This window comes from Tenacibaculum sp. M1.3A (assembly GCF_057732375.1).
The window spans coordinates 298,085-319,401 of sequence record NZ_JBYJEF010000003.1; the positions used below are offsets into that span (position 1 = coordinate 298,085).

Sequence of the window (21,317 nt, forward strand, 5' to 3'; positions counted from 1 at the left end):
AATTTAAGGACTTTTTTTAATAAGCTCGTTTGTCACTTCCTTCATAAAAATTAATAAAAGCTTGGTTTACCACACGATTACCACCATCTGTTGGGTAATCTCCTGTAAAATACCAATCTCCTAAATTATCAGGACATGCTTTGTGCAAACCACTAACAGGCTGAAAAATAACTTCTACCTCTGATTTAATTTCTGGTGTTTTTAGCATTTGTGCAATTTTAGCTGAGATTTGCTCATCTGTAAAAGGCGCATAAATTTCTTTTACATAATTTACAACATCTTTGTCTTCACTAACTTCTTGTTTTTTACACTTTGCATATACCGTATCTATAATATGATATTGGTTTGTTTCTTTCAACAATTCTAATGTTGCTTTAAAAGCTATAAAATCATTGATTTTTGCCATATCGATACCATAACAATCTGGATAACGAATTTGAGGCGCTGAAGAAACTACCACTATTTTCTTCGGATTTAAACGATCTAATATTTTTATGATACTTTTCTTTAAAGTTGTACCACGCACAATACTATCATCAATAATTACTAAATTATCAGTTTCTTTTACAACTCCATATGTAACATCGTAAACATGGGCCACCAAATCATTACGACTGCTATCATCTGTAATAAAAGTTCTAAGCTTTGCGTCTTTAATAGCAATTTTTTCGAACCGTGGTCTTTTTGATAATATCTCTATAACTTCTTCTTTCGTTAACTTACCATCACCAGCTAAAATAGCTGCTGTTTTTTGCTGATTTAAAACATCTTCAGCCGCTTCCATCATTCCGAAAAATGATGTTTCTGCCGTGTTTGGTATGTATGAAAAAACAGCATTTTCTATATCGTTATCGATAGATTTTAAAACTTCTGGAAAAACATATTTTCCTAGATTTTTACGTTCTTCATAAATTGAAGCATCACTTCCTCTAGAGAAATAAATACGCTCAAAAGAACATGATTTCTTTGGGCGTTGTTCTAAAACTGGCGACATTGATGTTTCGCCATTCTTTTTAATAATTAAAGCATGACCTCTATCGATCTCTTTAATTTTATCAATAGGCACATTAAAAACTGTTTGAATTGCCGGACGTTCAGACGCTACAACAACTACTTCATCATCTTGATAATAAAAAGCGGGTCTGATTGCTGATGGATCTCTTAACACAAACGCATCTCCATGACCTAATAGACCAGCCATAGCATAACCACCATCCCAATTTTTCGCAGAGCGTTGTAGTATGTTTTGAATATTTAAATTCTCTTCTATATAACCAGAAGCATCTTTTTTACTATAACCTTTCTCTTTGGCTTTAACATACAAATCAGAAACTTCATCCTCTAAGAAATGTCCGATTTTTTCCATAACAGTTACAGTATCTGTAAACTCTTTTGGGTGCTGACCTAAATCTACCAAATCGTTTAACAACTGTTTAGAGTTGGTCATGTTAAAATTACCTGCAACAATTAAGTTTTGATGTTTCCAGTTTCTTTGACGTAAAAAAGGATGTACACTTTCTATCGAATTTTTACCAAAAGTACCATAACGAACGTGTCCTAAAAAAAGGTTACCTAAATACGGTACATTTTCTTCTTGCCACTTGATATCATTTGTTTTAGCTGGATTTTCTTCTAAAACACCTGCAATTCTTTCGTTTATCTTTCCAAAAATATCCTGAATAGGTTGTGATTGGTTAGATCGTATTCTACTAATATACCTTGTTCCTGGTGCTACATTAAATTTAATACTAGCTAACCCTGCGCCATCTTGCCCACGGTTATGTTGCTTTTCCATTAACAAGTACATTTTATTTACACCATAAAATGCAGTTCCGTATTTATCTTTATAATATTGTAATGGTTTTAATAATCTAACCATGGCAATACCACATTCGTGCTTTATAGCGTCACTCATTTGAAAAATATTTAATTGTGTTGTTGTTGTTTTGTTGCAAAAAAAAATCCGCAGCAAAAAGCGCGGATTTTTTTATTTATGATAACTCAATATCAAATTGTGTTAATTCTTTAAAAGACTGCAAGCGTGTTTGCACTTCGTCCTTTGTTAATTCCTCCATTCGCTGTGTACCAAATTTCTCTACACAGAACGAAGCTAAATTAGACCCGTATATAATTCCGTTTTTCATATTCTCAAACGAAATATCTTCAGTTTTTGCTAAATACCCACAAAAACCTCCTGCAAAAGTATCTCCTGCTCCTGTAGGATCAAAAACATCTGCTAATGGCAATGCTGGCGCAAAGAACATTTTACCTTCATTAAATAATAAAGCTCCGTGTTCTCCTTTTTTAATCACTACATATTTAGGACCCATTTCATGAATTTTCTTAGCTGCATTAACCAACGAATACTCACCACTTAACTGACGTGCTTCTTCATCATTAATTGTAATAACATCTACACGTTTTAAAACGGTATGTAAATCAGCTAAAGCAATGTCCATCCAAAAATTCATAGTATCTAACACTACTAATTTAGGTCTTTCGGTCATTTGATCTAAAACTGATGCCTGTGTTAATGGGTGTAAATTACCTAACATAACAATACCTGCATCTTTAAACGCTTCTGGTACAACTGGCTGAAAATGCTCTAATACATTTAACTCTGTAATTAAAGTATCACGAGAATTCATGTCATTATGATATTTACCGCTCCAAAAAAAAGTTTTACCTTCTTTAACAACTTCAATACCATCAGTATTAATTCCTTTATTGTTCATCATATCTAAATATGACTTCGGAAAATCTCCACCAACAACAGAAACAACGCCTGTTTTAACACCAAATTGAGATGCTGCTAAACCTACAAAAGTTCCTGAACCTCCTAATATCTTATCTGTTTTACCAAAAGGTGTTTCTATAGCGTCAAAAGCTACGGTACCAACTGCTAATAATTTACTCATTTCTTATTTTTTTACTGTAATTTTGCTCTTTTAAATAAAGTGTCCTTAGACACTGCAAAAATAGTTTTAAAAAATGACTATCAAAGAAATACAAGAAGAAATTATTGATGAGTTTTCTATGTTTGATGACTGGATGGGACGTTATGAATATATAATTGACTTAGGAAAATCTTTACCTTTAATAAACGACACGTATAAATTAGATGAAAATTTAATTAAAGGTTGTCAATCTAAAGTGTGGTTGTATTCTGAATTACAAGAAGACACTATTAGTTTTACTGCCGACAGTGATGCCATTTTAACTAAGGGAATTGTAGCATTATTATTAAGAGTGTATTCTAACCAAACTCCACAAGCAATTATTGAAGCTAAAACCGATTTTATTGATGAAATTGGCTTAAAAGAACATTTAAGTCCAACCAGAGCAAACGGTTTAGTTTCTATGGTAAAGCAAATAAAAATGTATGCGATTGCACAGCAATCTAAACTAATAAAATAAAGAAGTAGATTATGAACGATAAAGAATTAGAAGTATTAGGAGATAAAATTGTTGGTGTTTTAAAAACAATATACGATCCTGAAATTCCTGTAGATATATACGAGTTAGGATTAATTTATGATGTATTTGTTTCTGAAGAATACAATGCTAAAATTTTAATGACTTTAACTTCACCTAACTGCCCAGTAGCAGAAAGTTTACCTGTTGATATTGAAGAGAAAGTAAAGTCGTTAAAAGAAATTAACGCTTGTGAAGTAGAAATTACTTTCGATCCTACATGGACTCAAGAAATGATGAGCGAAGAGGCTAAGTTAGAATTAGGAATGCTTTAAATAAATTTGTCATTGCAAACAAGAACGAAACTATCTGTTAAAAGATTGCTTCATTTCTATTAGCAATGACGTTTCAAAATAGATGGCTGAAGAAATTATAAATAAAATTGCAACCAGTAAATTAATTACTATTGACCTTGAAGATTATTATCCGAAAGGGCAACGTATTGTTTTTGATATTAAAAGTTGGTTATATGAAGAATTAATTCTTCGTGAGAAAGATTTTAGAGAACAAGTTAAAAATCATGATTGGTCGCAATATAAAGACACTTATATTGCTTTAACATGTTCTTCGGATGCTATTATACCTTCATGGGCTTACTTATTATTAACAGCTCATTTGTGTGAATTTGCTAAAAAGATAGTGGTTGGTAATTTAGAGTTGTTAGAAACTACTATTTACCAAGAATTAATTAATAAACTAGATGGTACACAATATCAAGGAAAACCTGTAATCATTAAAGGCTGTACAAACAAACCGATACCAGCATCTGCCTATACCTTTTTAATCCAAAAACTACAACCTATTGCAAAAAACATCATGTTTGGTGAAGCTTGTTCAACTGTTCCGTTATTTAGAAAAAAGTAAATTAATTTATAAATTAAGTGACTTTTTAAAATAATCTTGTCTAAAAAAAAGTTAAGAGATATTTTATCTCAAAAAAAATAAAAATAAAATCAATGAAAAAACTATTAGCAGTCGCTGTATTATTTGGTGCATTATCAATGAATGCTCAAGAAGAGAAAAAAGAAGAAAATATAGATGGATGGAAAAAAGAAGGTAACATCTCTTTTTTATTCAATCAATCTGCATTTAACAACTGGTTAGCTGGTGGTGTAAATAACATTTCAGGAACTTTAAGCTTGAATTACGACTTTAACTACACTAAAAATGATTGGACTTGGGATAATAAGTTAATTGCTTCTTACGGATTAACAAAAATAAAAAAAGAAGACATTCAGAAAACAGATGATCGTTTAGAGCTAAACTCTCTTGTTGGTAAAAAAGCATCTAAATACTGGTATTACTCAGCTTTTTTAAATTTTAAAACGCAAATGTCATCAACTGATGTTGATGGAGTGCAGACCTCACATTTTTTCTCTCCAGCTTATTTTCAAATAGGTCCTGGTATGTTATGGAAAAAATCTGACAAGCTAAAAGTTAATTTCGCTCCTGCAACTTCTAAACTAATTTTAGTCCATTCTCATTTAACTGATCTTGGACCGGCTTTTGGTGTAGAGCAAGGTGAAAGTACAAGGTATGAATTAGGTGCTTCTATTAGTGGATACTATAAAGTAGAAGTCATGAAAAATGTAAGTGTAGAAAATATTTTAAATTTATATAGCAACTATTTAGAAGATGCTCAAAATGTTGATATTGATTACACCTTAAACATAGTTATGAAGGTAAATAAATATTTATCTGCCAATTTATCTATGCAAGCTATTTATGACGATAATGCTTTTGAAGGATTTCAAACAAAAGAAGTCTTTGGATTAGGTGTAAACTATGGCTTCTAAAAAATAACTATTCAAAAAAAAGAAAACCTTAAAGAGTCATCTCTTTAAGGTTTTCTTTTTTGCTTACTTTTGCTTAAAATTTAAAAAGAATGACTTTACTATTAATATACGCAACAGTATCTATATTTTTCTCTTTCATATGCTCCATATTAGAGGCTGTTTTACTGAGTGTAACGCCAACTTTTGTTAATGTAAAAAAGAAAGAAAGTGTTGGTTTTGCTACTCAACTAGAAACATTAAAAAAAGATGTTGATAAACCTTTAATCGCAATTCTTACATTAAACACTCTTGCGCATACTGTAGGAGCAATATTGGTTGGTACTGAGGCTAAAAAGATATTTAATGATGATGGTTATGGTGTTTTTATCGTTTCTGCTGCAATGACAATATTAATTTTAGTTGCGTCAGAAATCATTCCAAAAACAATCGGCGCAACTTATTGGAAACAACTTGCTAGCTTTACTACAACTGCATTAAAAGTAATGATATTCCCATTAAAATGGACAGGTATTTTATGGGTACTTCAACTTACTACTAAATTGATTGGCGAAAAAGGTGGTCATGGTGAGAGTATTTTAAGCAGGGAAGATTTCACCGCAATGACTGACATTGCTGAACAAGAAGGTGTTTTTCAACAAAATGAAAGTAATGTAATACGGAATATGCTTAATTTTAAAGATATTCAGGCAAAACACATTATGACACCCCGTACGGTTATTAAAATTGCTGATGAAAACGAATCTATTGAATCTTTTTTTAAAAATAATAAATTATTAAATTTTTCTAGAATCCCAGTATTCTCTAACAATCCGGATAACATAACTGGGTACATATTAAAAGATCAACTTTTATTAGCTTTAATAGATAAAAAAGGTAGTGATCCATTAAAATCAATTAAAAGAGATATTATTATTGCTGATAGAGATTTATCCATCCCAGGCTTATTTAAGAAGTTAATTGAACAAAGAGAGCACTTAGCTTTAATTGTTGATGAGTATGGCTCTGTAAGCGGCTTAATAACTCAAGAAGACGTAATAGAAACCTTATTAGGCTACGAAATTATGGATGAAAGCGACAATGTAGCTAACTTACAAAGCTTAGCTAGAAAGAATTGGAAAAAGCGCTTAGGCATTATAAATAATTTAGAAAAGAAGTAATCCTAAAAACAAGTTAAATCAACAATACATACAACTATAAATAATTAAACCAGAGATTTACATCTCTGGTTTTTTTGTTATTTAAAAACTGAAATGCACATATACTATATTTATGCATCCTTTACTATACCATAAGTTAATCAAAGAAGTTATAATTACGTGGGTAACATTTATAGTTAATTACAAGGGACAGTAATCATCTTTTTAACTAATGGATAATACAACTTGAAGCTATTTTCTTGCAATAACAATACAAAATAAAAGCAAAAAAAAGGGAGTGATTTAAACCACTCCCTTTTTATATAATTGTATTATTTCTAATTAATCATTTATCGTCCAAGAAACGTAATACATAGAACCTATTAATCCAGATCCTGGCGCTACATTATACTCTTTTCTTGTTAAGTTAGTACCACCAACTTTAAGTCTTGATTTTAAAGAAGGGATTCTATAATTAATTTGTGCGTCTAATACTGTTCTACTATCAACGTTTCCGCTTAAGAAACCAGACTGCCATAAAAATTCATTCTGCCATCTAGCGTTTACATTAAATCCGAAATTGCTAAATAAGTTTTCGTTTCCAAACATCACTTTTACTTGATGCTCTGGTGTGTTAAAACCTGGTTCGAATTCTGTATCTTCTTCTTGGTCAAAAACTAATTTACTCAATGTGTAATTTATACCAAAATCAAATGCTCTAAACAGTTTTGTATTAACACCCACTCCTATTCCGTATGACTGTACGTCTGCGGTTGTATTAGAGTTTAATGCAAATTCTGTCGCGTCAACTGGACCACCAAGAGGGCCTGTAAGAATAGTATCCCCATAATTAGGAACAATTACATTTTTAGTCGCCACAAAATTTTCATATTGGTTATAATAACCATTTACATCTAATTCTAGAATTTTTGTATCACTGATGTTCACTATACTTCTATATCCCAATTCGTATGAAGATACTCTTTCTGGCTTAATAGCTGTAGGTGTTACACTTACATAAGCCCCATTATCTAATACAAATGCTTTTTCGAATACTTGCGCACCAGTAATCGTATTTGTTGTACCATCATTGTTTAATACTTGCGCAGAGAAACGCTCTATATTATCTAAAGATGTACCTAAAAGAAACTTACTAGGCCCAGATCTTAATCCGAAATACTGCTCTATTGTACTAGGGGTTCTAAAACCTGTTTGGTATGAAACTCTTAATATCTTATTTTCTTTAATTGAATAATTTAATGCTACCCTTGGAGAAAAATCCCCTTCAAAATTAGATGATTTATCATAACGAACAGACCCTGTAAACTTTAAACGATCATCTAAAAATTTCTTTTGTATTTGTGAATAAACACCATACATATCAAATTCGATAGGACTATTTTCATCAGTAAATAAAGTTCCTTGAGAGTTAATATTAAACTTACGGTATGAACCACCAATTTGTATTTCACCCCACTTAATTAAGTCTCTAAAATTATAATTTGCATCTACATGGTAAAAACTTGTTTCATCTTTAACTCCTGCTCCACCCTGTGATATAGGTGTTGTAACAGCTTCATCTAATGCCTGCTTAAAAGCAGCAGTTCCTGGCTGTAACCTATTTCTATCAGCAAAAGCTCTTGCTGATGCATCATTACCTGGAGTTACTCCTGGAACACCTCCTACAAAAGCAGTCCTATATTCACCGAACCAAGTTCTATTATCATTATATTTAGAGTTTAAAGCAAGACCTAAAAACCTTACATCATGTGTTCTATCTCCTCCATCATTACCATTAAAGTATCCACGCACAAAAAAGTTTTTACCTAATACCTCTAATTTGTGTTGCTCTACATAATAGTCTTCCTGAGAAAATCTATTTGCTGCTTGATATAAATTATTACCTTTTGAAAAACGAGAGTTATAAACTATTTCTAGTTTATCATTACCCATTGGTCTAAAATGTAATGATCCATCAAATTTTAATCCGTAACCATCGTAATCGTATAAATCACCCTCTGCATATCCCGTTCTACTTACTTTACCAATTCCTGGAAAAGTAAAAGTAGCTTCATCTCCATAAAAATTTACACCATCGTAATCTGGTGTATCATTTCTATTTCCTGCAATAACGACACCTCCAACACCTGTTGTATTTGAATCATCATTTGCATGCCATTCTTCAGCTTTGTAAACTGTTAAATTGACTTTTGCAGCAAAATAATCACTAAATTTATGAGCCATTCTAATACCTACATCATAAAACTGATCAGATCCTGATTGTTCTTGCTCAATAAAACCCGTTTTAAAATATGCACTAATCCCATCATATTTAAAAGGATTTTTACTTCGCATTAATAAAATACCATTAAATGCGTTTGCACCATATAAGGCAGAAGAAGCTCCTGGTAATATTTCAACATCTTTTACGTCTAATTCTGATAAACCTACAATGTTACCTGCAGAGAAGTTTAGCGCTGGTATAGAAGTTTCTACTCCATCTACTAATTGAACAAACCTTGTATTATCAAAACTAGAAAAACCACGTGAGTTCACAGATTTAAATCCGTAACTTGCTTCTCTAGAGGTTATACCTTTTAAGTTGGTTACACCATCATAAAAAGAAATTGAAGTTCCTTTTTTAATATCATTAATACCTAATCTTTCAATAGTTACTGGCGATTCAATAACTCGTTCTGGAGATCTTGAGGCAGAAATCACTACTTCATCTAAGCTTGTATTTTCTTTTAAAATGATATTTAATTCTTGATCTTTAGAGGTAATCTCTATAGTTTCAGTTTTATACCCAAAAGCAGAAACCTGAATTGAAAAAGGAAAGCCAGATTTTACTGGTAACGTAAAATTACCATCAATATCTGACGTTGTCTTACCTTGTAATGAATTTATTAAAGCACTAGGAAAAGGCTCTAAGTACTCATCATAAACTTTTCCTGTTACTGCAACTTGTGCTGATAAAGCAATACTGCTAGTAACAAAAAAAATTAATAGTAGTTTTTTAAGCATGTTATTTGGTTTTATTGATTGTTCTAATTTATAAAAATTACTCTTCTAGAGCAAATGCGATAGGAAAACCATATTTTACAGAAACACGACCACCATCTTTTTTGGCAGGTGTAAATTGAGATAATTTAGAAACTACTCTAACTGCTTCTCTATTTAATATCTCTCCGTTTTTAGGTCCTAAAGTTTTAATATTTTTAACCTCTCCATTTTTATCAATCACAAAACGAACCCATACTTCTCCCTGAATAGATTCTTTAATTGCAGTACTTGGGTACCTAAAATGCTTAGAGATGTGATTTATCATTTGCTCATTAAAACAATCTACTTGTTCTCCTTTTTTAACATTTTTACAAGAGTTAAATAAAGGAATTTTATCGACTGTACTAAACTTCGAGGCACTTCTTAATTCTTCTGCAGACATCTTGTTTTTAATATCTTCGATATTATTTTTTAAAGATTCTACTGGCTTAACAACTGCTATTTGTTCTGTTGTTTTCTCAACTTTAGCAACACTTAAAGTTCCAAGACCTGCTGCTTTTTGTTTTTTAATAGGTTCTCTTTTTTTAAGGTATCTTCTACTTGCCGAGACCTTTACTGTAATTTGTCTCGTCTTTTTATTTTTCTTGTCTTTTTCTTTAATAGTACATTTAGTTACACTGATACTATTTAAATCTAGCTCCGCTTCATCTGGTGTCTCACAAACCTCTTGTTGTGCCATTATGCCTATTGGGAAAGCACATATCAATATAATTAATAATAACTTTTTCATAATATTGGGGTATTACAATCTAAATCAAACACTTAAACGAAATATACATATAAGCTGAATTAGCCTACAAATATATTTATTTTTTTTTATAAAAAAATGTTAAAGTATAAAAAACAGGAAAACCCTATATATTTTATAGGCTATTATTATTTTAATCTAAAGTAAAGTTCATCGGGAATTTATAAGAAACAGCTATCTTATTTCCATTATGCTCACCAGGCATGAATTTAGGTAATAATAAAACGATTCTTTTTGCTTCTTTCTTTAATATACCATTATTATCATCCCCTTGAACTTCAATCTTACTAATCTCTCCATTTGCATCAATAGTGAAACTAACCTCAAGACTACCTTCTATCTCTTTTTCTAATGCTTTTTTAGGATACATAAAATTATTAATTATGTGTTTTTGCATTTCATAATTAAAACAATCAACCTTATTTAAATCACTTTCTTTACAAGTAATAAATAAGGGTATCTTCTCTACAACATCAAATGAAATCTCCTCTACTTTTGGTTCTTTAATTAAAACCGCCAGTAATTTATCATCTACTTTATTTGCAGCTGTTATGTTTGTAAGTGCTTTTGATTCTAAGTTACTTGCAGAATATACAGTTTGATTTAGAAATACTCGTTTTTTCAAATACCTCTTACTTGACATTTGAATATCTTTAGAGGTCTTTTCTTTCGGTTTATTTTCCGATATCTCACATTTATTATTATCAAGAACATTAACATCAATTAATGTCTTCTCTTCAGGCATACACAATTCTTGAGAAGAAATTTGCTGTACACAGAAAATAAACAATGCTATTATTGTTAGTTTTTTCATCTCATTTCTTTTTTAAGAAGCAGAGATAATAATCCTGTATTTTAAAAACACAGCATATTATCAAGCTGAATTAATCTAAAATATTAAATAAGAATATGTGATTGAAATTTGACTATGAATGGTGTTATCAACTACGATTTTTGACAAACCAAGGCGGTGGGTGGGTTTATTATTTTTCATTTTTAGGGGGGTAAAATGTTAAAATATTATTTTATGTTATCTTCTAATAGAATATAAATATAAGAAAAAAAGAATAAGTATCAAAAATTCTTATTCTTTTTTATCTAAAAACATATTTTAACTTACTCTAAATCATCTTGATACAAAAAATTATTATAAGGAAACCGTTGAATATGTATCTTTTTTACTTCTTCATAAACTTTTTCTTTAAAATCTTCTAAATTATCTTTATTTAAAGCTGATATAAAAAGACTTTCTTCTCCTAAATCATTCATCCATGTCTTTTTCCAATCGTCAAGTGTATAATGAATCTTTGATTTCTCAGTAATTAAATCATCTTCTTCAATTGTCTCATGGGTATAAGCATCAATCTTATTAAAAACCATAAGGGTTGGTTTATTTGAACAACCTATCTCGTCTAAAATTTTATTTACGGATGCTATATGATCTTCAAAATTTGGGTGACAAATATCTACTACATGTAATAATAAGTCTGATTCGCGAACCTCGTCTAAAGTAGATTTAAATGACTCTACTAATTGTGTTGGTAATTTTCTAATAAATCCAACAGTATCTGTCATTAAAAAAGGAATGTTTTTTATTACAACCTTTCTTACCGTAGTATCTAGAGTTGCAAATAGTTTGTTTTCTGCAAAAACATCACTTTTACTGATTACATTCATTAATGTTGACTTACCAACATTGGTATAACCAACCAATGATACACGCACCATTTTACCTCTGTTTTTTCTCTGAACTGCCATTTGTCTATCAATGGTTGCCAATTTTTTCTTTAACAAAGTAATCTTCTCTCTAATGATACGGCGATCTGTTTCAATTTCTGTTTCACCAGGTCCACGCATCCCAATTCCACCTTTTTGTTTATCAAGGTGTGTCCAAAGTCTTGTTAATCTAGGCAATAAATATTGACATTGCGCCAGCTCTACCTGTGCTTTCGCAGAACTGGTTTGAGCTCTTCCTGCAAAAATATCTAGAATTAAATTTGTTCTATCTAATACTTTACAATCTAATTCGTTTTCTATATTTCTTAATTGCGCAGGTGATAGTTCGTCATCGAAAATTGCGGTACCAATACCATGAGATTCTATATATGCTCTTACCTCTTCTAATTTACCTGTTCCTAAAAAAGTTTTAGGATTCGGCTTCTCCATCTTTTGCACAAAGCGCTTTACAGCAACACCTCCTGCAGTTAAAGTTAAAAATTCTAACTCGTCTAAATATTCATCAGACTGTTTTTCGTTTTGATGCTGGGTTATAATACCAATTAAAACCGCTTTTTCTGATATTGCTTCACGTGTTTCTACCATAGCTTGCAAAAGTACAAATTTATCAACTTAAGAAATCTAAATTACCTCTGATACTTTTTTTTAATTCTGGTACCAGATTCTCAAATATTATTTTTAATGAAACAACATCTATTTATAAGCAATAGATGTTACATAGTCAACGACTATTAATCACTGCAACAAATATCTAAATCACCTACATATTTTATCATTAGAATTTGACTATTAAAAATTAAACATAAAAAAAACACTCGCCTTTCTTAAAGCGAGTGTTTTTCTTCAAAACTATGTTTTAATTAATGGTTAATTGCATAACCTGCTCCTTTACCAAATTCGGCTAGTTGCTCTAAAATGTTTCTAAAAAAGTTTTGAATCCCCTTAAATAATTGTTTTTTCATAATTGTAGTTTTTAATTTCCCCACTACAAATATACAAACTTGATTAACTAACACATATATAACCACCTAACAATGTGTGTATTACATAAAATCATGTATGATTGGTTAATTATATTCTCTTTTTTTACAGAAATCACAACCTATCTAGCAAAAACAAACTATAAAAACCTTGATATCAGAAACATAACCTATAAAATACACCTCTAAAATTAATCTTCAAATTAATCTTCAAATTATGATATGGTGATTATATTTTTATAAAATCGTTAAACGCTATATAATAAGGTTTATCTTTAAATATAGGCAATTCTACACTCTCTGAATTTGCAATACCTATACCAGCAAACCATATTTTAGCATTTTGCTTTTTAGCATGTTCTTTAAATGTTTCCATCCATAAAACATCATATTCTTCTGGCGACTGAATATTATTTGTGGTTTTTACTAAAACGAAAATGGTAGGCTCTCCTTTTTTAAATAAAACAAATTGCGGGTGTTTTTTAAGTTCGCTATTAATAGCCACAAATTCATAACCCATTTCTTGCAGTTTTTTACCTACAATATTCATCCCTAAATTATGAAGTTCTTGCTTTGTAAGTGCCTGCATTATTTTCTCTTGCGTCGTAGGTTAAAGTTTTTATCTCCCTTTGTCTTTGGTTTCTTATATTTTTTTGCAATCTCTCTACGATAAGATCCTCCTTGGTTTGTTTTGCTATTTTTTTCACTCTTCTCGTGAAAAGCAGGACCAGGAACATATTCTAAAGAAGTTCTATTCTTATCTCGTTCTCCTTCTTCTTTCGGACGCTCTTCTTCTGTTAATTGTTTGGTGATTTCAACTTGCTCAGGAATTTCAGCTTTCGGAATTACATAATTCATCAATTCCTCTATTCTAACTTTTGCTTCTTGCTCTTTTTCAGTTGAAAAAAGAATTGTTTTTCCTTCATGTTCTGCACGACCTGTACGACCAATTCTGTGCATATAATTTTCAGGAAAATGTGGGGTGTTAAAGTTTATTACGTGCGTAACTTCTTCTAAATCCAATCCACGAGCAATAACATCGGTAGCTATTAAAATTCGCTTTTCACCAATATTAAATTGCTCGATAGAACGCATACGATAGTTTTGCGTTTTATTAGAGTGAATTACACAAGTCTCTGAAGGAAATTCTTCTTTTACACATTCAAATAATCTATCCGCATTTCTTTTATTCGGCGCAAAAACTAATACTTTACTATATTCGTCTTTATTATATAGTAATTCTTTTAGTAAATTAACCTTTGTATAAAAATTAGGTACATCGTAACTAATTTGCTGTATATTATCTAGCGGAGTACCACTTACAGCAATAAAAATCTTTTTAGGAGCTGTAAAAAAATCATCAATCAAAGCTTCAACATCTTCTGTCATTGTTGCAGAAAACATGATATTTTGACGACGCTCCGGTAATAAATCAAAAATATTTAATAATTGAAACCTAAATCCTAAATCTAGCATTACATCAACTTCATCAATCACTAATTTCTGAATTGATCTAAGTTTTAACATGTTACTTACCGCTAAATCATACAAACGTCCTGGAGTAGCTACAATAACATCTGCACCTTGCGCAACAGCTTCTTTGTGCCTACTTAAAGGAATACCTCCAAACACACCAACGGTATGCAAGCTCATAAATTCTGAAAGCTTTTCAATTTCATTAACAACCTGAACTACTAATTCACGTGTTGGTACAACAACTAAAACTCTGGGGTGTACTTGCTTCGAAAATTTTAAATCACGAAGTATAGGTAACATATAGGCAAACGTTTTACCTGTACCTGTTTGTGCAATACCTACAACATCTTTACCCGATCGAATAATCGGAAAAGCTTCTTCTTGAATTGGTGTTGGATGTACAAAACCTAATTCTTGAATTGCGTTTTGTAATGGATTTGATAAATCTAAATCTTGAAAAGTAATCATTTACAGTAATTTGCCGCAAAGGTACGCTTTCTATCCCCAAATACCACAAGTATATTACTTTGACAGAATGTAAAAGTTTTAATTTATCTTCTTACTCAATTCTTATTCATAATAATGACGATATAGAAAGTAAAAAACCGATACATTTCTGTATCGGTTTTTTTATACTTTTGGTCATTGCGAACAAAGTGAAGCAATCTGTTTATTTACAAAAAAGATTACCACGTCGTTTCTATCCTCGTAATGACATTGAGTTTTTATCCTCCAAAATCATCAAAACGTATGTTCTCATCGGCAAGACCAAAATCTTCTCCCATTTTCTGAACGGCATTGTTCATTAATGGTGGACCACAGAAATATAATTCTAAGTCTTCTGGTGCTTCATGATGATTTAAGTAGTTTTCTATTACACAATTGTGAATAAACCCTACAAATCCATCTCCTAACTCATCATTTATATCTTTCTTAACTTTCCAGTTATCCGCTTCTGTTGGATCAGATAATGCAATGTAAAACTTAAAGTTTGGAAAATCTTTTTCTAAAGCTCTAAAGTGTTCTATATAGAATAATTCAGCCTTAGAACGACCACCGTACCAATACGTAACTTTTCTACCAGTTTTTAAAGTTCTGAATAAGTGATATAAGTGAGAACGCATTGGCGCCATACCTGCTCCACCACCCACATATAACATTTCTGCATCAGATTCATTAATAAAGAATTCACCATAAGGTCCTGAAATAGTACACTTATCTCCTTTCTTTAAGTTAAAAATGTAAGAAGATGCAACTCCTGGATTTACATCCATCCATCCACCTTTTACTCTATCAAAAGGAGGTGTTGCAATACGTACATTTAACATAATTTCTCTTCCTTCTGCTGGGTAAGAAGCCATAGAATATGCTCTTTCTACAGTTTCTGTATTTTTCATTACCAATGGTCTTAATCCGAATTTATTCCATTCAGCTTCAAACTTATCTGGTGTATCATGCTCTTCTGGGTGCGCAGTAATATCCATGTCAGCATATTTTATTTCACAGTTTGGAATTTCAATTTGAATATAACCACCTGCTTTGTAGCCCATATCTTCTGGAATTTCAACTACAAATTCTTTAATAAATGTTGCTACGTTATAGTTTCTTACAACTACTGCTTCCCATTTCTTAATTCCGAAAATTTCTTCTGGAATAGAAATATCCATGTCTTGTTTTACTTTTACCTGACAAGATAAACGTACTCCTGCTGCTAATTCTTTACGCGTAAAGTGTGGCGTTTCTGTAGGCAAAGCTTCACCTCCACCAGAGTTTACGTGACATTCACACTGCACACAAGATCCACCTCCACCACAAGCTGATGGTAAGAAAATTTTCTCATTACCTAAAGTAGATAATAATGTACCTCCTGAGGCAACTTCGATTGTTTTATCACCGTTAATTGTAATTTTTACGGGTCCTGATGGTGCTAGTTTTTGTTTTACAAATAATAACAATCCTACTAAAATTAATAAGATTATTAAAAAAGATATAACTGTTACAGCTACTGTACCTCCTGTACTTACTTCTAAAAATACCATTATTCTATAATTTTTTTAGGGTTATCAGCTAATTTTTCAGCTTCTTCTTTTTCTGCTTCTTCCTTTACAGCTTCCTTCTCTACTAATTTAGGAGTAACAACTGATGTTTTAGGAGCTTCTTCTTTCTTCACTTCATCATCACCTCCTGTTAACATACCTCCAAAGCTCATGAATCCTATTGCCATTAAACCTGTAATGATAAAAGTAATTCCTAATCCTCTTAATGCTGGTGGTACAGATGAATATCTAATTTTTTCACGAATTGCTGCAATGGCAACAATTGCTAAAAACCATCCAATTCCTGAACCAATACCATAGGTTAATGATAAACCTAAAGTAGGAATTTCACGAGATTGCATAAATAAAGATCCTCCTAAAATTGCACAGTTTACTGCAATTAATGGTAAGAAAATACCTAAAGAGTTATACAATGCTGGTGCAAACTTCTCTACAATAATTTCTACTAATTGTACCATGGTTGCAATAGTTGCAATGAACATGATAAATGATAAGAAACTTAAATCGTAATCTGCATATTCTTCTCCTAACCAAGTTAATGCTCCTGGTTGTAATAAATATTGATCTAATAACCAGTTGATAGGTACTGTTACAGCTAATACAAAAATAACTGCAGCTCCTAAACCTACTGCTGTTGTTACTTTTTTAGATACTGCTAGGTAAGAACACATTCCTAAGAAGGTTGCAAATACCATGTTATCAATAAATATCGACTTGAAAAATAATTCTAAATGTTCCATTTTTCTATATTTTTAATGATTACTAACAAGGTTAGTCTTCAATTAATGCTTTGTTTTTACTACGCTGTATCCAAATAATAATACCTACAACAATTAATGCCATTGGTGATAATAACATGAAACCGTTATTTTCATATCCGAAAGCATACAATCCTGTTAATTCAATAGGATCTCCTAAAACTTTAAATCCTAATAAAGTACCAGAACCTAATAATTCTCTAAAGAAACCTACTGCAATTAAAATAGCACCGTAACCTAATGAGTTTCCAATTCCATCTAAGAAAGCTCTCCATGGTCCATTTCCTAAAGCAAAAGCCTCAAAACGCCCCATAATAATACAGTTGGTAATAATTAACCCTACAAAAACGGATAATGTTTTACTTAGCTCGTATTGAAATGCTTTTAATACTAAATCAACAATAATTACTAAAGCAGCAACTACGATTAACTGTACAATAATTCTAATTTTTGATGGAATAATATTTCTCATTAAAGAGATTACTACGTTTCCTATACCTAATACAAATAATACAGAAACTGCCATTACTATAGAAGCTTTAAGCTCTGCTGTAATTGCTAATGCTGAACAGATACCTAATACTTGAATCGTAATTGGATTGTTATCTAATAACGGATCTGTAATTAATACTGCGTCTTTTTTTGATAAAAGTCCCATATTTATTTCAATGTTTTAAAGTAAGGCACGTATAAACCTAATTCAGATTTAATCATTGCTGCAACACCATCACCTGTAATGGTTGCTCCTGCAATTGCATCTACCTCGTTATCATTTTTATCTTTGTTCTTCGGATCGTTGTTTGATTTAGAAACCGTGATTCCTTTAAAAGAACCGTTGTTCATTAAATCTTCTCCAATAAAATCATCCATAAAATAGCGTTGCTTAATATTTGCTCCTAAACCTGGCGTTTCTCCTTTATGATCGAAAAAAGCACCCTGAACTACCATGTTTTTATCCATTGCAACGTATGCCCAAATAGCATCCCATAATCCTTTACCTCTAATTGGTGCTATATAAAACGCTTTACCGTCTTTTTCACCAACAAATAATGGTAATTTTCTTACTTTTCCTGCTTTTGCAGCTGTTTGTTGCTTTTTTACATCAATTAAATACGCCTCAGCATCTTCAGTAGTTTTATCACCTTCGATAACTAATTGTTTTTTGATGTATTTTGAAAACTCGTCAGCTACTTTGTCTTTAGAAACAAAAACTGCACTGCTTTCATCATTATCATTTACACCCATAGCATACAAAATATTTTGTTGCTTTTCGATACGTTTATTAGCATCTATTCTTGGGCGAAGCGATGAAGCTGTAAAAGCTAACAACGCACCTACTATTAATACCATAGCAATGGCAAAAAGTAGCGTATATCCATTACTGTCTGTTTTCTTACTCATAATTAGGCAGTTTTAACTTTAGCACGTTTTAATCTTCTCTTTACATTTCCTTGAACCACATAGTGGTCAATTGTTGGAGCAAAAACGTTCATTAATAAAATAGCTAACATTACTCCTTCTGGATAAGCTGGATTGAATACACGTATCATAATCGAAATAAATCCGATAAAGAAACCGTAAATCCATTTTCCTTTGTTGGTTTGCGATGCTGATACAGGATCAGTTGCCATATAAACGGCACCAAATGCAAAACCTCCAATTAATAAATGCTTCCAAAAGTCTAAACTCATTAATCCGTAAAACTTACTTGTTTCACCAATCCATCCTAAATCAACTACCTGATTAAAGATGAATCCCATTACTAAGGCTCCGATTACTGCAGATAACATAATTCTCCAACTTCCTATCTTTGTAAAAATTAAGAAAAGGCCTCCTAATAAAATTAATAATGTTGATGTTTCTCCTACTGATCCTGGAATAAATCCGAAAAACATATCAGAAACTGAATGTGTTAATGGTTGTGATTGCGCTAAGCTTCCTAAAACTGTTTCACCTGAAATAGCATCAGCAGTTCCTGCCAATTCTCTTGCGCCTTCTACCCATACTTTATCTCCCGACATCCAAGTTGGGTATGCGAAGAATAAAAATGCACGTATTGTTAATGCTGGGTTTAAGATATTCATTCCTGTACCCCCAAAAACTTCTTTACCGATTACTACACCGAAAATTACGGCTACACTTAGCATCCATAAAGGTAAATCGATTGGTACAATTAACGGTACTAACATACCTGTTACTAAATACCCTTCTTCTACTTCGTGACCTTTGATTACTGCGAAAACAAATTCAACAGCTAAACCAACCACATATGATACAATTACTAATGGTAAAATTTTAACTAAACCGATTAAGAAATTATCCATATTCCAGAAGTCTCCACTAAAGAAAGACATTCCTTCTGTAAATCCGTTAATAGCAGCGTTATGTTGATAACCTGCATTGAACATCCCGAAGATTAAACACGGTACTAATGCCATAATAACTATGTTCATTGTACGTTTTAAATCATCGGCCGCCTTTATATGAGTTCCTCCGTGAGTTGTCTCATTAGGTAAATATAAAAAGGTGTGGATTGCGTTAAACGCAGGTGCCATCTTAGTACCTTTATATTTTTCTTTTAAATTATGTAAGTTTTGTTTTAAGCCCATATCTTATCCTAGTTCTTCTCTCATTAAATCTAATCCTTCACGAATTATCTTCTGGTGAGGTTGTTTAGATACACAAATAAATTCTGTTAAAGCGAAATCTTCTGGTGCAACTTCGTAAGCTCCTAATCCTTCCATTTCGTCAAGATCTTTGTACATACTCGCTTTTAATAATTGCATCGGATAGATATCTAACGGAAATACTTCTTCGTACGATCCTGTAACCACAAATGCTCTGTGCTCACCGTTTGTATTCGTATTTAAGTCGTATTTTTTCTTTGGTGTTAACCAAGAGAACGTAAATGCTCTAGAAGTAGAAACCTTATCAAAAACTGGCTTATTCCATCCAAAAAATTCATAATCGTCTCCTTCAGGAATTGCAGTTACTATATTTTCGTAGTATCCTAAATACCCTTCTTCGCCAACCTGCGTTCCGCTTAACACGTTACCACTAATTACACGCGCATTATCAGCATCTAAATTTCCTTTTACCAAATCAGCAATACTTGCTCCCGCTAATGCAGTAACGTATTGTGGCTTGTTAAATTTAGCTCCTGCTAAAGCAATTGTGCGCTTTGCGTTAAACTTACCTGTTAACAATAATTCTCCGATTACCACTAAATCTTGCGGAGTAACCACCCACACAACTTCTCCTTTATTAATAGGATTAATTTGTGCTATTTGAGTACTTACATTACCAACAGGATGCGGACCAGAAACATGGTGCAATTCAACCCCTTTTAGCTCTTTAAACGGAGATAACATTGAGTCTTTTGCAATTGAAACATGTACTTTACCCGCTGTTAACTTTGTTAACGCAGTTAAAGCAGCCTGTAATTCAGCTTCTTTACCTTTTAGTGCATAATCATAATCTGCTGCTAAAGGTGCACTTGCGTATGCAGATACAAAAATTGCTTTTGGAGCTTGATTCGGATTTGCAACAACATCGTAAGGACGTTGCTTTACAAATGGCCAACAACCTGAAGCAAATAAGTGATTTTTCACTTCTTCACCAGACATTGCATCAATATCTTTTTTACCAAAATCTTTGTATTGCTGCTGTGCATCAGCAGTGATTTTAAATGCTAAAACTTTTCTTCTGTCTCCACGAACGATTTCTGTAACTTTACCACTTACCGGACTAGGAAATAAAATACGCTCATCACTTTTTGAATAAAAAAGTGCTTCACCTGCTTTTACTTCGGTACCTTCTTTTGCTAAAATTTTTGGAATAACGCCATGAAAATCGCTAGGCTTAATTACAAATACGCTACCCAACGAAAGTTCAGTAGTGATTTGCTCTGCGTCGCCAACGAGCTTGATGTCCAAGCCTTTCTTAATACGGATGTCTTTTGACATAGGAACTGATTAAATTGATTTTCTAAAAACAAGCAAATTTACAGATTTTCATTTTTTCGGGTAAGTATTTACATTTTTATCTTTTCGATAGTTCTTTATTTATATCTATTCTAAATAAATATTTGTC

The 21,317-nt window shown here is 31.8% G+C and carries 19 protein-coding genes; 5 read left to right on the top strand and 14 right to left on the bottom strand.

Annotated features, from left to right (window positions below):
• Positions 1-16: 16 nt before the first annotated feature.
• Both AC28QF_RS06780 and AC28QF_RS06785 read right to left on the bottom strand, forming a co-directional pair.
• Positions 17-1,915: an amidophosphoribosyltransferase gene (locus AC28QF_RS06780; RefSeq protein WP_488201036.1), complete on the bottom strand. Its 1,899-nt coding sequence runs from the start codon at positions 1,913-1,915 to the stop codon at positions 17-19.
• Between the two features lie 76 nt (positions 1,916-1,991).
• Positions 1,992-2,918, bottom strand: a complete 927-nt coding sequence (locus AC28QF_RS06785) for a PfkB family carbohydrate kinase (protein ID WP_488201035.1) — start codon at positions 2,916-2,918, stop codon at positions 1,992-1,994.
• Between the two features lie 73 nt (positions 2,919-2,991).
• Between AC28QF_RS06785 and AC28QF_RS06790 the strand changes: the two genes are divergently transcribed.
• The 5 genes from AC28QF_RS06790 (at position 2,992) to AC28QF_RS06810 (ending at position 6,427) form a co-directional block, all read left to right on the top strand.
• Positions 2,992-3,417, top strand: a complete 426-nt coding sequence (locus AC28QF_RS06790; RefSeq protein WP_488201034.1) for a SufE family protein — start codon at positions 2,992-2,994, stop codon at positions 3,415-3,417.
• An 11-nt stretch (positions 3,418-3,428) separates the two neighbouring features.
• Positions 3,429-3,749 carry an iron-sulfur cluster assembly protein gene (locus tag AC28QF_RS06795; RefSeq protein ID WP_218772106.1) on the top strand — a complete coding sequence of 107 codons (321 nt, stop codon included), beginning with the start codon at positions 3,429-3,431 and terminating at the stop codon, positions 3,747-3,749.
• An 82-nt stretch (positions 3,750-3,831) separates the two neighbouring features.
• Complete coding sequence (locus tag AC28QF_RS06800; protein ID WP_488201033.1) at positions 3,832-4,338, top strand: DUF2480 family protein; 507 nt, start codon at positions 3,832-3,834, stop codon at positions 4,336-4,338.
• 92 nt (positions 4,339-4,430) lie between these two features.
• Positions 4,431-5,270, top strand: a complete 840-nt coding sequence (locus tag AC28QF_RS06805; protein ID WP_488201032.1) for a DUF3078 domain-containing protein — start codon at positions 4,431-4,433, stop codon at positions 5,268-5,270.
• Positions 5,271-5,359: 89 nt separating this feature from the next.
• Positions 5,360-6,427, top strand: a complete 1,068-nt coding sequence (locus AC28QF_RS06810) for a CNNM domain-containing protein (RefSeq protein ID WP_488201031.1) — start codon at positions 5,360-5,362, stop codon at positions 6,425-6,427.
• Positions 6,428-6,748: 321 nt separating this feature from the next.
• On the opposite strand, the gene AC28QF_RS06815 is transcribed toward AC28QF_RS06810, so the two are convergent.
• The 12 genes from AC28QF_RS06815 to AC28QF_RS06870 all read right to left on the bottom strand — a co-directional run bounded on the left by AC28QF_RS06815 (position 6,749) and on the right by AC28QF_RS06870 (position 21,190).
• Positions 6,749-9,430 (bottom strand): TonB-dependent receptor, encoded by a 2,682-nt coding sequence (locus AC28QF_RS06815; protein ID WP_488201030.1) that lies wholly within the window; start codon positions 9,428-9,430, stop codon positions 6,749-6,751.
• Positions 9,431-9,467: 37 nt separating this feature from the next.
• Positions 9,468-10,199: an energy transducer TonB gene (locus AC28QF_RS06820; RefSeq protein ID WP_488201029.1), complete on the bottom strand. Its 732-nt coding sequence runs from the start codon at positions 10,197-10,199 to the stop codon at positions 9,468-9,470.
• Positions 10,200-10,350: 151 nt separating this feature from the next.
• Entirely contained in the window at positions 10,351-11,031 is a 681-nt protein-coding gene (locus AC28QF_RS06825; protein WP_488201028.1) for an energy transducer TonB, read from the bottom strand.
• Positions 11,032-11,333: 302 nt separating this feature from the next.
• Positions 11,334-12,539, bottom strand: coding sequence for a GTPase HflX (gene hflX, locus AC28QF_RS06830; RefSeq protein WP_488201027.1), 1,206 nt, complete (start codon positions 12,537-12,539; stop codon positions 11,334-11,336).
• 624 nt (positions 12,540-13,163) lie between these two features.
• Positions 13,164-13,523: a Na(+)-translocating NADH-quinone reductase subunit F gene (locus AC28QF_RS06835; protein WP_488201026.1), complete on the bottom strand. Its 360-nt coding sequence runs from the start codon at positions 13,521-13,523 to the stop codon at positions 13,164-13,166.
• Complete coding sequence (locus AC28QF_RS06840) at positions 13,523-14,875, bottom strand: DEAD/DEAH box helicase (protein WP_488201236.1); 1,353 nt, start codon at positions 14,873-14,875, stop codon at positions 13,523-13,525. The genes AC28QF_RS06835 and AC28QF_RS06840 overlap by 1 nt, the downstream gene beginning before the upstream one ends.
• 260 nt (positions 14,876-15,135) lie before the next feature.
• Complete coding sequence (nqrF, locus tag AC28QF_RS06845; protein ID WP_488201025.1) at positions 15,136-16,449, bottom strand: NADH:ubiquinone reductase (Na(+)-transporting) subunit F; 1,314 nt, start codon at positions 16,447-16,449, stop codon at positions 15,136-15,138.
• On the bottom strand, positions 16,449-17,207 hold the full coding sequence (nqrE, locus tag AC28QF_RS06850; RefSeq protein WP_488201024.1) for an NADH:ubiquinone reductase (Na(+)-transporting) subunit E: 759 nt from the start codon (positions 17,205-17,207) through the stop codon (positions 16,449-16,451). The genes nqrF and nqrE overlap by 1 nt, the downstream gene beginning before the upstream one ends.
• A gap of 31 nt (positions 17,208-17,238) precedes the next feature.
• On the bottom strand, positions 17,239-17,883 hold the full coding sequence (locus AC28QF_RS06855; protein ID WP_488201023.1) for an NADH:ubiquinone reductase (Na(+)-transporting) subunit D: 645 nt from the start codon (positions 17,881-17,883) through the stop codon (positions 17,239-17,241).
• 2 nt (positions 17,884-17,885) lie between these two features.
• Entirely contained in the window at positions 17,886-18,626 is a 741-nt protein-coding gene (locus tag AC28QF_RS06860) for a Na(+)-translocating NADH-quinone reductase subunit C (protein WP_488201022.1), read from the bottom strand.
• Positions 18,627-18,628: 2 nt separating this feature from the next.
• Positions 18,629-19,834, bottom strand: a complete 1,206-nt coding sequence (locus AC28QF_RS06865) for an NADH:ubiquinone reductase (Na(+)-transporting) subunit B (protein WP_488201021.1) — start codon at positions 19,832-19,834, stop codon at positions 18,629-18,631.
• Positions 19,835-19,837: 3 nt separating this feature from the next.
• Entirely contained in the window at positions 19,838-21,190 is a 1,353-nt protein-coding gene (locus AC28QF_RS06870) for a Na(+)-translocating NADH-quinone reductase subunit A (RefSeq protein ID WP_488201020.1), read from the bottom strand.
• Between the last annotated feature and the right edge of the window lie 127 nt (positions 21,191-21,317).